At 67.2% G+C, this 13774-nt stretch carries 15 protein-coding genes; 8 read left to right on the top strand and 7 right to left on the bottom strand.

Annotation, left to right across the window (positions count from 1 at the left end; translation table 11 throughout):
• Positions 1–5: 5 nt before the first annotated feature.
• Genes ACWBNA_RS02900 through ACWBNA_RS02890 form a run of 3 tightly spaced genes read right to left on the bottom strand, consistent with a single transcriptional unit; the run spans position 6 to position 3537 of the window.
• On the bottom strand, positions 6–983 hold the full coding sequence (locus ACWBNA_RS02900; protein WP_482701956.1) for an ABC transporter permease: 978 nt from the start codon (positions 981–983) through the stop codon (positions 6–8).
• Entirely contained in the window at positions 976–1899 is a 924-nt protein-coding gene (locus ACWBNA_RS02895; RefSeq protein WP_482701954.1) for an ABC transporter permease, read from the bottom strand. The genes ACWBNA_RS02900 and ACWBNA_RS02895 overlap by 8 nt, the downstream gene beginning before the upstream one ends.
• Positions 1900–1905: 6 nt before the next feature.
• Entirely contained in the window at positions 1906–3537 is a 1632-nt protein-coding gene (locus ACWBNA_RS02890; protein ID WP_482701952.1) for a peptide ABC transporter substrate-binding protein, read from the bottom strand.
• Positions 3538–4066: 529 nt separating this feature from the next.
• On the opposite strand from ACWBNA_RS02890, the gene ACWBNA_RS02885 reads away from it, so the two are divergent.
• The 5 genes from ACWBNA_RS02885 to ACWBNA_RS02865 all read left to right on the top strand — a co-directional run bounded on the left by ACWBNA_RS02885 (position 4067) and on the right by ACWBNA_RS02865 (position 10199).
• The gene (locus ACWBNA_RS02885) at positions 4067–5095 is read left to right on the top strand and encodes an ABC transporter permease (protein WP_482701950.1); all 1029 of its coding nucleotides are present in this window, start codon (positions 4067–4069) and stop codon (positions 5093–5095) included.
• Between the two features lie 124 nt (positions 5096–5219).
• A complete protein-coding gene (locus ACWBNA_RS02880; RefSeq protein ID WP_482701948.1) occupies positions 5220–6938 on the top strand; it encodes an ABC transporter substrate-binding protein in 1719 nt (572 codons plus the stop codon).
• A 99-nt stretch (positions 6939–7037) separates the two neighbouring features.
• Complete coding sequence (locus tag ACWBNA_RS02875) at positions 7038–8018, top strand: ABC transporter permease (protein ID WP_482701946.1); 981 nt, start codon at positions 7038–7040, stop codon at positions 8016–8018.
• Positions 8019–8091: 73 nt separating this feature from the next.
• The gene (locus ACWBNA_RS02870) at positions 8092–9129 is read left to right on the top strand and encodes an ABC transporter ATP-binding protein (RefSeq protein WP_482701944.1); all 1038 of its coding nucleotides are present in this window, start codon (positions 8092–8094) and stop codon (positions 9127–9129) included.
• A 26-nt stretch (positions 9130–9155) separates the two neighbouring features.
• A complete protein-coding gene (locus ACWBNA_RS02865; protein WP_482701942.1) occupies positions 9156–10199 on the top strand; it encodes an ABC transporter ATP-binding protein in 1044 nt (347 codons plus the stop codon).
• Positions 10200–10362: 163 nt separating this feature from the next.
• Here the strand turns inward: ACWBNA_RS02865 and ACWBNA_RS02860 are convergent, their stop codons facing one another.
• Both ACWBNA_RS02860 and ACWBNA_RS02855 read right to left on the bottom strand, forming a co-directional pair.
• Positions 10363–10566 (bottom strand): DUF397 domain-containing protein, encoded by a 204-nt coding sequence (locus ACWBNA_RS02860; protein WP_482701941.1) that lies wholly within the window; start codon positions 10564–10566, stop codon positions 10363–10365.
• 10 nt (positions 10567–10576) lie between these two features.
• Positions 10577–11461 carry a helix-turn-helix domain-containing protein gene (locus tag ACWBNA_RS02855; protein ID WP_482701939.1) on the bottom strand — a complete coding sequence of 295 codons (885 nt, stop codon included), beginning with the start codon at positions 11459–11461 and terminating at the stop codon, positions 10577–10579.
• 207 nt (positions 11462–11668) lie between these two features.
• Here ACWBNA_RS02855 and ACWBNA_RS02850 point away from each other — a divergent pair, with 207 nt between their 5' ends.
• The 3 genes from ACWBNA_RS02850 to ACWBNA_RS02840 all read left to right on the top strand — a co-directional run bounded on the left by ACWBNA_RS02850 (position 11669) and on the right by ACWBNA_RS02840 (position 12769).
• Entirely contained in the window at positions 11669–12010 is a 342-nt protein-coding gene (locus tag ACWBNA_RS02850) for an ATP-binding protein (protein ID WP_482701937.1), read from the top strand.
• Between the two features lie 89 nt (positions 12011–12099).
• On the top strand, positions 12100–12474 hold the full coding sequence (locus tag ACWBNA_RS02845; RefSeq protein WP_482701935.1) for a DUF6247 family protein: 375 nt from the start codon (positions 12100–12102) through the stop codon (positions 12472–12474).
• Between the two features lie 4 nt (positions 12475–12478).
• Complete coding sequence (locus tag ACWBNA_RS02840; RefSeq protein ID WP_482701933.1) at positions 12479–12769, top strand: hypothetical protein; 291 nt, start codon at positions 12479–12481, stop codon at positions 12767–12769.
• A gap of 47 nt (positions 12770–12816) precedes the next feature.
• Here ACWBNA_RS02840 and ACWBNA_RS02835 read toward each other — a convergent pair whose 3' ends face one another.
• Positions 12817–13320, bottom strand: a complete 504-nt coding sequence (locus tag ACWBNA_RS02835) for a DinB family protein (protein WP_482701932.1) — start codon at positions 13318–13320, stop codon at positions 12817–12819.
• 64 nt (positions 13321–13384) lie between these two features.
• Complete coding sequence (locus ACWBNA_RS02830; protein WP_482701930.1) at positions 13385–13774, bottom strand: VOC family protein; 390 nt, start codon at positions 13772–13774, stop codon at positions 13385–13387.

Below are 13774 nucleotides of genomic sequence, written 5' to 3'. Positions count from 1 at the left end.
GCGGCTCACCTCAGCTTCGGGTCGAGGGCGTCGCGCACCGCGTCGCCGAGCATGATGAACGCGAGCACGGTGAGCGCGAGCGCCCCCGCCGGCCACAGCAGCATGTGCGGGGCCTGCCGGATGTAGGCGGACGCCGAGGAGATGTCGATCCCCCAGCTGACCGTCGGCGGCTTCAGCCCGACGCCGAGGTACGACAGGGTCGCCTCCAGCGAGATGTAGGTGCCGAGCGCGATGGTCGCCACGACGATCACCGGCGCGACCGCGTTGGGTGTGATGTGGCGAAGGAGCAGCCGGGAGTTGGAGGCGCCGAGCGCCCTGGCGGCCTGCACGTAGTCGTTCTGCTTGGCGGTGATGACCGAACCCCGGGCGATCCGGGAGATCTGCGGCCAGCCCAGCAGGACCATGAAGCCGATGACCGGCCAGACGGTGCTGCTGGTGACGACGGACAGCAGGACCAGGCCGCCGAGGACGACCGGGATCGCGAAGAAGACGTCGGTGAGCCGGGACAGGACCGAGTCCCAGGACCCGCCGAAGAACCCGGCGAGCCCGCCGAGGACCGAGCCGAGCAGGGTCACCCCGAGCGTGGCGCAGACGCCGACCGTGACGGACGTACGGGCGCCGTAGACGGTACGGGTGTAGACGTTGCAGCCCTGGCCGTTGTAGCCGAACGGCGCGCCCGGCTGGGAGCCCTCCTGGGCCTTGGCGAGGTCGCACTTGAGGGGGCTGCCGGAGGCGATCAGCGACGGCCAGATCGAGATGACGACGAGGAAGAGGATCACCAGGCCGGAGACGACGAAGACCGGGTTGCGGCGCAGGTCGCGCCAGGCGTCGGACCAGAGGGAGCGGGGCTTGTCGAAGGGGCCCGAGCCGTCCGGGCCGCCGGGGCGCTGCTCCAGCGTCTCGCCCTCACTCGTGGCCAGGTCCATGGCACCGCCCATTCCGGTCGCGGCGATCGCGCCTTCGGGTTCCCGGGGTTCAGGCATAACGGATCCTCGGGTCGAGTACGGCGTACAGGAGGTCGACGAGCAGGTTGGCGACCAGGAACACCAGGACGAGGACCGTCACGAAGCCGACGACGGTCTGGGTGTTCTGGCGGAGGATGCCCTGGTAGAGCTGGTAGCCGACGCCGTGGATGTTGAAGATGCGCTCGGTGACGATGGCACCTCCCATCAGCGCCCCGATGTCGGTGCCGATGAAGGTGACGACGGGGATGAGCGAGTTGCGCAGCAGGTGCCGGATGATCACCCTGCGACGGGGCAGCCCCTTCGCGACCGCCGTACGGACGTAGTCGGACCGCTTGTTCTCCGCGATGGAGGTGCGGGTCAGCCGGGTCACGTAGGCGAGGGAGACCGAGGCGAGGACCAGACCCGGCACGATCAGCTCGCCGAAGGTGGCGTCCGTCGACACCGACGGTTTGATCCAGCCCCACTCGACGCCGAGCAGGAGCTGGAGCAGCAGGCCGGTGACGAAGGTGGGGACGGAGATCACGACGAGGGTGAACATCAGGACCGAGGTGTCGACGGGCCGGCCGCGACGCAGGCCCGTGATCACGCCCAGCGTGATGCCGATGACGATCTCGAAGAGGATGGCGACGGCCGTCAGCCGGATGGTGACGGGGAACGCCGTCGCCATCAGCTCGGTGACCTCCTGGCCGTTGAAGGCGGTGCCGAAGTCGCCGGTGAAGACGTTCCCCATGTAGGTCAGGTATTGCTGCCAGACCGGCTTGTCGAGGCCGAACTCCTTCTCCAGCTGGGCGGCCGTCGCCGGGTCGCACTGGCGCTCCCCGCACAGGCCCGCGATGGGGTCGCCCATCACGTTCACCATGAGGAAGATCAGCAGGGTGGCCCCGATGAAGACCGGGATCATCTGGAGCAGCCGCCGGACGACGTACCGTCCCATGGACGCTCAGCCGACCTTGATCTCGTTGTAGACGGGGACGCTGAACGGGTTGAGCTTCACGTTGGAGAGCCGCTGCGAGTAGCCGGCGCTGCCGTTCTGGTACCAGAGCGGGATGGCTCCCATGTCGTCCCGGAGGACCTCCTCGGCCTGCTGGAACTTCTGCACCGCCGTCGCCGTGTCGGTCTCGGCGTTGGCCTCGTCGACGAGCTTGTCGAACTCCTTGTTGGTCCACTTGCCGTCGTTGGAGGAGGCGTTGGTGTAGTAGAGCGGCTGGAGGAAGTTCTGGATCAGCGGGTAGTCCATCTGCCAGCCGGCGCGGAACGGGCCGGGCATCTTCTTGTCGGTGATCTGGGTGCGGAAGTCGGCGAAGGTGCCGAACGGGTTGCCGACGCACGCCTTGTCGTTGTCGAGGGCGTTGTTGATGGAGTTGCAGACCGCGTCGACCCACTCCTTGTGGGAGCCGGTGTCCGCGTTGTACGTGATCTTGACCTGTCCGCCGGGGAGGCCGCCGCCCTCCTCGATCAGCTTCTTGGCCGCGTCGGCGTCGTACTCGCAGGCGTCGCCGCACAGGCCTTCCTTGAAGCCGCCCTCCTCGCCGAGGACCGGGGAGGTCCAGTCGGTGGCGGGGGTACGGGTCTTCTGGAAGATCGTGTCGGTGATCTGTTCGCGGTTGATCGCCCGGGACAGTCCGGTGCGGACCTTCTCCATGCCGGGCTTGTTCCACTTGGGGTCGTAGAACGGGAAGGCGAGGGTCTGGATGATGCCGGCCGGGGTGTTGATGTACCGGTCGCCGAGGTCGCTCTTGGCGTTCTTGAGCTGGGCGGCGGGCACGTCGTCGACCAGGTCGAGGTTGCCGGCCATCAGGTCGGTGTAGGCGGTGTTGTTGTCGGTGTAGACCTTCAGGTCCACGCCGCCGTTCTGCGCCTTGTCCGTGCCGGGATAGCCGTCCCAGGCCCGCAGCGACATCTGCGAGCCCTTGGTGTACGAGTCGATCGTGTACGGCCCGTTGCCGACCGGTTTCTTCACCCAGGCGTCGTGGTCGTCGAAGAAGGCCTGAGGGAGCGGGGCGAAGGCGGGATAGCCGAGGGTGTCGGGGAAGGTCGAGAACTTCTGGTTGAGCTTGACGGTGAAGGTCGTGTCGTCGACGACCTCGAGGCCGGAGAGCGTGTCGGCGCTCTGCTTGCTGCCGTCCTCGGGGTGGGTCTTGTCGTAGCCCTCGATGTAGCCGAAGAAGTACGCGTTCTTCTGGTTGTTCTTCAGGCTCGCGCCGTAGTTCCAGGCGTCGACGAAGGACTTGGCGGTGACCTTCTCGCCGTTGCTGAAGGTCCAGCCGCCCTTGACGGTGATGGTGAAGTTCTGCGAGTCCGTGGTGTCGATCTTCTCGGCGAGCATGTCTTTGGCCTCGCCGGTCTCCGGGTCGTACCTCTTCAGGCTCCGGAAGATCATGTCGAGGACCTTGCCGCCCTGCACCTCGTTGGTGTTGGCCGGCTCCAGCGGGTTCTGCGGGTCTCCCCAGGAGGAACTGAGCACCGCGCCGGTGTCGCCACCGCTGTCGCTCCCCCCGCCCCCGCAAGCCGTCGCCGCGAGGGCTGCCGCCGCCGCGCAGGCGACCCATTTGGCGTGCGTGGTTCCACGCATGGAGTGCCTCCTATGAATGCCTTGTGACACCGACGCCCGGACGCCGATCCGCTATCGGTAAATATCGGGGCAAACAGTGGAAGCCGCACACCGGCTCGGGCCTTTGGAGGGAGGGGTCATCCGGATGCACGCGTCCGGTCGGGGCGACGAAACGGACGTTCCGTTTCTCAAGCAGTGGATCTTCGCGGGTGGCGCAGTGGATCTCCGCCGGAGGGCGCAATGGATCTTCACCAAGCGATGCCGAACCGTTGGAAAAGGACCCCTGGGTGTACGCATTCCGACACTGAGGCGTCCGTATATCGAACTCATTGCCTGAATAGTCTGGTTGGTCCGATGTAAGACACGACTCGATCACAGCGCGCTACACGCGTAGCTACGGGATGGTCATGTCGAGGTAAAGAAGGTAAAGAGAAACCCAAGTCGACCCAGATTTTATTGACCTTGAACGAATTGCGTTGAAAAAGTCCGGCGTAGCCCGTAGGGGAGTGCCCTGCGGAGTCATCAGACTTTTCCGTGGGCCAGGAGCACCATGACCCCCCCATCTCCATCTGCGGCTGCCCCGCTCGAGGTGACCGACGAAACCGTCGAGAAGCCGGCGGCGTCCTCCACCCTCAAGGGCGCCGAGAGCCGCTCCCCCGGCCGCCTCGCCTGGACCCGCTTCAAGCGGGACCGGACGGGCGTGATTTCCGCCTACATCGTGATCTTCTTCTTCGTGATCGCGATCTGCGCCCCGCTGATCTCCGCCCTGTACGGCAAGGATCCGTACACGCTCTACGGCCAGGAACAGGCCGGCCTGCTCAACGAGGCCGGCTTCCCCATCAAGCCGAACGGCGGCATCGACGGCAACTTCTGGTTCGGCATCGAGCCGGCACTGGGCCGCGACGTCTTCACCTTCCTGCTCTACGGCATCCGCACCTCGCTGCTGATCGCGACGGCCACCACGGTCCTGGTCACGATCATCGGCGTGGTCATCGGCATCACCGCCGGCTACCTCGGCGGCAAGACCGACTACCTCATCGGCCGGGTCATCGACATCCTGCTGTCGTTCCCGTCCACGCTGTTCTTCATCGCCTTCATGCCCGTCGTGTACGGAGTGTTCGTCGCGCCCGACGACGACATCCCCACCTCCCTGCGGGCCACCTGCCTGATCCTCGTCCTCACGGCCTTCGGCTGGGCGTCCATCGCCCGCCTCCTGCGCGGCCAGGTACTGGCCCTGCGGGAGCGGGAGTTCGTGGAGGCGGCGAAGGTGACCGGGGCCTCGCCGGCCCGCATCATCTTCAAGGAACTGCTGCCCAACCTGTGGACTCCGATCCTGATCCAGTCCACCCTCGCCCTCCCGGCCTTCGTGACCGCGGAGGCGGGCCTCGCCTTCCTCGGCGTCGGCATCATCGACCCGACCCCCGACTGGGGCGTGATGATCCAGCGCGGTGCGCAGTTCTACACGGACGACATCACCTTCATGATCTTCCCGGGCGTCTCGATGATCCTCTTCGTCCTGGCGTTCAACCTCCTCGGCGATTCGGTCCGCGACGCACTCGACCCGAAGTCCAAGCGCTGAGTCACACGCCGGCCCGGTCACAGTCGTCCGGAAGCCGGCAGCTCGTAGCCCGTCTCTCTCATCCATCACGTCTAGGCAGGTAGCCATGTCCTTTTCCCGCAGAAACTTCCTGATAGCCACCACCGTGGCTGCAGGTGCGTCCACCGTTCTGAGCGCGTGCAGCAGCGGCAACGCCGATGGTGGCAGCGGCAGCGCGACCAAGGCTCCCCAGGGCAAGGCTGCCAAGATCGACGTCGGCACCAAGGCCGACTCCGCGGGCCCCGCCCCGGAGATGCCGGGCGCGGTCAAGGGCGGCACGATCTACACGCTCGACCAGATCGACTTCGACCACCTGGACCCGGCCCAGATCTACTCGTCGTACACGGGTGCCGGTTCGGTGCTGTTCCTGCGCGGTCTGACCGGCTACCGGGTCGACGCCAAGGGCAACACCACCCTGGTCGGCGACCTCGCCACGGACGCGGGCACGGTGAAGGACGGCGGCAAGACCTGGTCCTTCACGCTGAAGGACGGCGTGAAGTGGGAGGACGGCGCCGACGTCACCGTCGACGACGTCCGCCACAGCTTCGAGCGCCTCTTCGCCTCCTTCGTCACCGAGGGCCCCCGCTACCCGCAGAACTGGCTCGAGGGCGGCGACAAGTACAAGGGCCCGTACGACGGCAAGCACCTGTCGTCGATCGAGGTGGACGGCAGCACCATCACCTTCCGCCTCAAGGAGGCGCACGCCGACTTCCCGTTCATGCTGGCCATGCGCGGCTTCGCGATCGTGCCGAAGAAGCACGACACGCAGAAGAAGTACGACAAGCGCCCCTACTCCTGCGGCCCGTACAAGATCCAGTCGCGCAGCATCGACAAGTCCCTGACCCTGGTCCGCAACGAGCACTGGGACGCCGCCAAGGACCCGTGCCGCAACGGCTACCCGGACAAGGTCGTCATGCAGTTCGGCTTCCAGTCGCTGGCCTCCACGGACCGCTACATCGCGGACTCCGGCAACGACCAGTTCTCGCTCTCGCTGCTCAACGAGGTCGCTCCCGAGCGCGTCACGAAGGTGCTCGGCGACGCCACGCTGAAGAAGCGTGTGCTGACCCAGGTCGACACGACCTGCTACTACTTCGCGATCAACATGACCCGCGTCAAGGACGTCAAGGTCCGCCAGGCGCTCAACTGGGCGTGGCCCGCGGCGCAGCTGAAGCAGCTGCGCGGTGGCTCGGCCGTCACCTCGACCGCCACCACGATCATCAGCCCGCTCACCCCGGGCCACGTGGACTTCGACCTGTACGGCAAGAAGACCAAGCCGATGGGCGACCCGGAGAAGGCCAAGGCGCTGCTGAAGGAGGCCGGTGCCGAGGGCCAGAAGATCGTCATCGCCTTCCAGCAGTCCGACCAGGCCGTCAAGTCGGCCGTCACCATCAAGACCGCCCTCACCAAGGCCGGCTTCGACGTGGTGACCCAGCAGGTCGACAAGACGACCTTCTACAGCCAGATCGGCCAGCTGGACAACAAGTTCGACATGTTCGCCGCGGGCTGGGGCCCGGACTGGCCGGCCGGTTACGCGGTCATCCAGCCCTGCTGGGACGGCAGCCAGATCGCCGACGGCGGTGTCAACTGGTCGCAGCTGAACAACACGAGCGTGAACAAGGCCATCGCCGCTGCCACCGCCATCACCGACGCGGACAAGGCCAACGCGGCCTGGGGCGCGATCGACAAGCAGATCATGGAGCTGGCGGCCTGCGTCCCGGACTACAACCCGGTCCGCAACTACTTCTACGGTTCCAAGGTCGGCGGTGTCATCTACAACGCCGGTGACACCTGCGTCGCCATCGGCAAGGTCTTCGCCAAGGCCTGAGGTTTCCTCGGGGCGGCGGTCCTCGCGACCGCCGCCCCGGCCCCGTCCACGCTCCCCACACCCCCCGGCGACGGCGCCCCGTCCGGAAAGCCTTCACCCATGTTCCGTTTCCTGGTCCGTCGAGTGCTCGGCGCGCTCGTCATTCTGCTGATCATCAGCGCCGTCACCTTCTTCCTCTTCTACGCCATCCCGCGCGACCCCGCGCGGATGGCCTGCGGCAAGGTCTGTGACGCCCAACTGCTCGCGCAGGTACGGCAGAACCTCGGGATCGCCGACCCGATGCCGGTCCAGTACTGGCACTGGCTGCAGGGCATCTTCGTCGGCCGTGAGTACACGGGCGTCGGGCACTGCGACGCGCCGTGCCTCGGCTACTCGTTCACCAACAGCGAGCCCGTCTTCCAGACGATCATGGACCGCTTCCCGACGACGCTGTCCCTCGCCTTCGGCGCGGCCTTCTTCTTCCTGATCATCGGTGTCGGCGCGGGCATGCTGGCCGCGGTCAAGCAGGGCAAGGCACTGGACAAGATCGCCAGCTCCTTCTCGCTTCTCGGCTCGTCGATGCAGATCTACTTCGTCGGCTACATCGCGATGTTCTTCCTGGTGCAGCAGGCCGGCATCCTCAGCCAGCCCTCGTACACGCCGTTCACCGAGAATCCGGGCGCCTGGGTCTCGGGGCTGCTGCTGCCGTGGCTCGTGCTGTCCATCATCTTCACGGCCAACTACACCCGTATGACCCGCTCGCAACTGGTGGAGCAGCTGAGCGAGGACTACGTCCGCACAGCGCGGGCCAAGGGCCTGTCGCGCCGCTCGGTCTTCTTCCGCTTCGCCTGGCGCGGTGCCATGGGTCCGATCGTGACGATCTTCGGCATCGACATGGGCACGCTGATCGGCGGCGCGATCATCACCGAGTCGACCTTCAGTCTGCAGGGCATCGGCACGCTCGCCGTCCGCGCGGTCACCGACAGCGACCTGCCCATGCTGCTCGGCGTCACGGTCGTCGCGGCCGCCGGCATCGTCTTCGCCAACATCATCGTGGACGCCGTCTACGCCCTCATCGACCCGCGGATCCGGCTCGCCTGACCTCCGCCCCAGCCATGTTCCTCCCACCGCCCCACCCGGCGACTCCCGCATCACCCCCCTCAGGAGCGTCCCCGTGACGAGCACCGATCAGCAGCCCTTCCTCTCCGTCAGGGACCTGAAAGTCCACTTCTCCACCGAGGACGGCATCGTCAAGGCCGTCGACGGCCTCAGCTTCGACGTCGCCAAGGGCAAGACGCTCGGCATCGTGGGCGAGTCGGGGTCCGGCAAGTCCGTCACCAACCTGACGATCCTGGGCCTGCACGACCGTGCCCGCACCGCGATCGACGGCGAGATCCTGCTCGACGGCAAGGAGCTGCTCACCGCCTCCGAGAAGGAGCTGGAGCGGCTGCGCGGCAACAAGATGGCGATGATCTTCCAGGACGCCCTGGCCTCGCTGTCGCCGTACCACACCATCGGCAAGCAGATCGGTGAGACGTACCGCAAGCACACCGGCGCCTCCAAGCAGGAGGCCCGGACGCGGGCGATCGAGATGCTGAAGCGGGTCGGGATCCCGCAGCCGGACATGCGGGTGGACGACTACCCGCACCAGTTCTCCGGCGGTATGCGCCAGCGCGCGATGATCGCCATGGCGCTGGTGTGCGACCCCGAGCTGCTGATCGCGGACGAGCCGACCACGGCCCTCGACGTGACGGTCCAGGCGCAGATCATGGACCTCCTCAAGGACCTCCAGCAGGAGTTCGGCACGGCGATCGTCTTCATCACCCACGACCTCGGGGTCATCGCCGACATCGCGGACGACGTGCTGGTGATGTACGGCGGCCGGTGCGTGGAGCGCGGCACCAAGCAGGAGGTGCTGCGCGCCCCGCGGCACCCCTACACGCTGGGGCTGATGAACTCGATGCCGAGCCTGGACGGCCCGGTCGACGTGCCGCTGTCGCCGATCCCGGGGTCGCCGCCCTCGCTGCTCAACCCGCCGACCGGGTGCCGCTTCCACCCGCGGTGCACCTTCGCCGAGAAGGTCGCGGGCGGGCTGTGCGCCACCGAGCAGCCGGCGCTGGAGGTCGTGGAGGGCAGGGGTTCCGCCTGCCACCTCACGACGGACCAGCGCCGGGAATTCTTCGCCGACTTCGCCGCATCACGGCACAACTGACGGACACGAGACGGGACTTCACCATCATGAGCAACGCGAACCCCCTCCTGGACGTCAGCGGTCTCACCAAGCACTTCCCGATCAAGGGCGGCTTCCCGATCCGGCGCACGGTCGGCGCCGTACAGGCCGTCGACGGGCTCGACTTCTCGGTCGCCGAGGGCGAGAGCCTGGGCCTGGTCGGCGAGTCCGGCTGCGGCAAGTCCACGACCGGCCGCCTGATCACCCGCCTGTTGGAGCCGACCGGCGGCAAGATCTCGTACCGCGGCCAGGACATCACGCACGCCGGCCGCAAGGATCTCGCGCCGATCAGGTCCGAGATCCAGATGATCTTCCAGGACCCGTACGCGTCCCTGAACCCGCGCCAGACGGTCGGCAAGATCATCGCCGGTCCGATGGAGATCAACGACATCAACCCGGCGGGTGGCCGCGAGAACCGCGTCCGCGAGCTGCTGGAGATCGTCGGTCTCAACCCCGAGCACTACAACCGCTTCCCGCACGAGTTCTCCGGCGGCCAGCGCCAGCGCATCGGCGTGGCCCGCGCGCTGGCCCTGGAACCGAAGCTGATCGTGGCCGACGAGCCGGTGTCCGCGCTGGACGTCTCCATCCAGGCACAGGTCGTGAACCTGCTGCAGAAGGTCCAGAAGGACCTGGGCATCGCCTTCGTCTTCATCGCCCACGACCTGGCCATCGTCCGCCACTTCTCCCAGCGCGTGGCGGTCATGTACCTCGGCAAGATCGTCGAGATCGCCGACCGCGACGACCTCTACGGCAACCCGCGCCACCCGTACACGAGGGCCCTGCTCTCCGCCGTACCCGAGGCCACCGCGGACGACGTGCCGGCCCGTGAGCGCATCCTCCTCAAGGGCGACGTGCCGTCCCCGATCAACCCGCCCTCCGGCTGCCGCTTCCGCACCCGCTGCTGGAAGGCGACGGACAAGTGCGCGAGCGAGGCCCCGCCGCTGGTCGAGGCCGAGGGCAACAAGCCCGGCCACCTCACCGCCTGCCACTATCCCGAGACGGACACGGTTCCCGCCCCCCGCCTCTCCAAGGACCCCCAGGCGGCGGCCTGACAACACCCCATTTCCGTCAGCCGCCTCCTCAGAGAGCGGACTTTCCGGCCCATTGACCCGAGCCCATGAACGTCCGATCCAGGGGACGAAGGCCCGCGCCCACCCAGGCGCGGGCCTTCACCTTTGCGGCTGTCGCCCATACGCCAGTCGTGCTTTCAACCAGTTACAACGACGGCCGAGTGGCCGTCCCGCCGCCCTTGATCCCGTCGAGCAGCGCCGCGAGGGCGGACGGAGCGGGGGCGAGGACGGTGCCGGGGGTGTCGCTCTCGCGTAGGTGGACGGTGCCGGTGTCATCGAGGGCTAGCTCGACGCAGGTATCGGCGCCGCCTTCGCTGTAGGTCGACTTCTGCCACCGCAGCCCGGTCATGCTCGCCTTCTCAAAGGAGGGGATAGAGGAGTCTTTGGATCAGCCCCAAGGAGTCCTTCACCAGGTGTCCCTCGGGCGGTACGGCCACGCCTACAGGCGGGAGGGCCGTGTTCCGCAGCCTAGCGAACAGGTCGGTGTACCGAGCAAGGGCCTCGGCATCACCCAGATACAAGGACCTTTCGACGTGCGCGACGACCACCGTGCCGAGTCGCTTCACAGGCGGCAGAAGCATGGTGAAGGACGTACCGAAGGGCACCGGACCGTCGAAGGGCAGCACCTGGACGGTGACTTGAGGCAGACGTGACAGCTCGATCAGCCGAGCCAGCTGATCGCGCATGACACGCCCATCTCCGTACGACGGATGCAACGCCGCCTCATGAACGATGGCGTGGACCCGGGGAGGATTCTCTCCCCGGAGGATCCGCTGACGGGCGACGCGGAACTCGACCGCCAAGTCGTGCTCGGCTGTCTCCGCCGGCGCATAGCCCTGGCGGTGGATCACCGATGCGTACGACTCGGTCTGGAGCGGGCCAGGCACGAAGAACGGCTCATAGCAGACGACTTCGGCGGCACCGTCTTCCAACTCCGCCAGGTCCAGGAGCGAGGGGCGCACTCGGTCCCGGTACTCCGTCCACCATCCCTTGCCGGACGCACTGCCCAGCTCAGCCAATGCATCGACATAGGTGGAGTCTTCGCTACCAATAGCTGCCGCAAGGCGGTTCAACCTGTCTGAAGACAGGCTCGTCCGTCCCGCCTCGACGGTACTGATGTGGGAGGCATTCATCCCCATCACCTCGGCCGCACGCGCAGCAGTGAACCCTGCGCCCTCACGCATGGCTCGTACCTCGGCACCGAAGCGTCGCTGTCGATACGTCGGGTTCGCCCTCAGCCCCATGCAGCCTCCTCCTTGCCGACCCACGAAGTATCCAACAACCCACCTTTTTCACAAGCTGGTTGAGTATTGGCAACCAATACCGCTACCTTGCGTATTGAATCAGTCACAGAAGGCACGCAACTGGAGGCTGCCACATGCGCACGCCCGAACCCCCCACTCCCCTCTGGACCTACGGCCTGACCATCCCCCACGACCCCTGCGCATACCTTGGTCCGAGCCACGATCCGCAGCATCCTCGCCGCCGCCAAGCTCAACTGCATCGTGGACACAGTCGAGTTGCTGGTCTCCGAGGTTGTCACCAACGCCTACCGCCACTCCCCCCTGGAGACCTACGTCAGCATGGAGCGCACCCCGGACGACTTCCGGGTCACCGTCTGGGACCACGCTCCCGGCACGCCAGAGACTCGCAACCCCGGCGCCGACGACGAGCGCGGTCGCGGGCTCGGCATCGTCGAAGCTTGCGCCGACCAGTGGGGCGTGCGGAATTATCCGTACGGCAAAGCGGTGTGGTTCAGCGTCGCACCGGAGACGAACGGGGACGAGGCGTGAGCCATCCACAGGTCCAGCCCGCATCGCCACATCGCCGGTACGCTGGCGAGCAGTGGGCAGACCGCCGTACCGCCACGAGGAGACCGCGCATGAGCACCGCTGCACAGTCCGGCTCCGGCGACGCTGTCGCCCCCCAGCCGGCCAGCACCCCGGAAGACCTGCGGGCTGTCCTGGCGCAGCTGGCGCCCGACGCTCTGCCCACATTCGACGCCGAACGGTCCGCGGCACTCCAGCAGGCACGCGAGCAGGTCAGCGCCGCGCCCATGCGCCGCTTCGTGGGTCAATGGGCGGTGTACGTGGCAGTGCAGCGGCATCCCGACCGGGCCGCTCGGCTGCATTCCCTGGAAGCACGCGCCGCCACTACCGAGAGCCTTGAGGAAGCCCGGGCCATTGCGGCCGAGGTCGGGCGCATACTGGACATGGCATGCGCGGAGGCCGGGGTCGACCGAGCCGAGGGCGTGTGACGGCATGGGAGACGAAGATGCCTGGCGCTGGGAGTACGACCCGGACGCCGAACACGTCGCGGTCGGCTTCCCGCAGCACATCGTCGGCGAGGTCGAGCGCCTGGCGGCAGAACTCGTGGCCCTCGCCGAAGTCGGCGTCGATGTGACGGACATCGGCGAGGGACCCCGGCGTGGCGTGCCCGGGGGCGTGCGCCGCATCCCGCTACTGTCCGACGGCTGGTTCTACGCGTTACCGGTGCCCCGGCTGCGCCTCATCGCGATCACGCGGATTATTCCGCCATTCGACAGCCTCTGATCACGAGCGGCCCGTCGGACCAGGCACGGGCCTTCACCCTCTCTTCGCTACACGCCCGTCGTGCCGTCGACCAGCTCCCGCAGGATGTCCAGGTGCCCGTTGTGACGGGCCGTCTCCTCGATCAGGTGGAGGAGGATCCAGCGGAGGTCGACCTGGCGGCCGCCGCTGTTCGAGCGCTTGGCCTTGGTGTCCAGGTCGTGCGCGGCGACCAACTCGCGGTAGCGGGCGGCCTGTTCCGCGTATTCGCCGAGGACGTCGGCGAGGGGGAGGTCGACGGCGATACGCATCTCGCGGTCGGGGTCCTCGTCCGTCCAGGGACCCTCGTCCTCCTCGCCGAGGAAGACCACCTGGAACCAGAAGTACTCGACCCAGCGGAGGTGATTGACCAGCCCGCTCAGGGTCATCAGCGGCGAGCCCGGCAGCGGGGCCTTGCGGGCGTTCTCCGGCGACACGTCCTCGCACTTGGCGCGGGCGGTGTCGCGGGCGTAGTCGAGGAAGGTGGTCAGCTGGGTGCGCTCGTCCCACGCGGGAGGAGTGTCGGTTCTTGTCATCGACGAGGATGCTCCCGGACCGGCACCCGCCTGTCGAACCATTAAGCGAATCCGGTACTCGCTCTCAGTTCTTCCGCGCCACCAGCTCCACCTCGAACCCGTCCCCGTTCTCCAGGTAGCCGGCGTAGTGCTCCGGCCCGCCCGCGTACGGATGCCGGTCCGGGAACATCAGGGTCCAGCCGTGTTCCGGCGCCGCCTCGACCAGCGCGTCGAGGTCCGCGCGGCTCGGGACGTGGAAGGCGAGGTGGTTGAGGCCGGGGCGCATACGGTCGTACGGCTCACCGGTGCGCAGCGCCGGGGACTGTTCGAGGACGATGTATGTGTCCGCCATCCGCCAGCTGCGCCCGTCGGACCAGTTCTGGTACTCCTCGTAGCCCAGCCGCTCCAACAGCCATCCCCACGAGCCGACCGCACGCTCCAGGTCCGGCACCCACAGCTCCACGTGATGCAGCAA

It is taken from the genome of Streptomyces sp. Q2, from assembly GCF_056820935.1.
The sequence above is the reverse complement of the archived record's forward strand: the minus strand, read 5'-3'. Positions and strand labels throughout refer to the sequence as shown.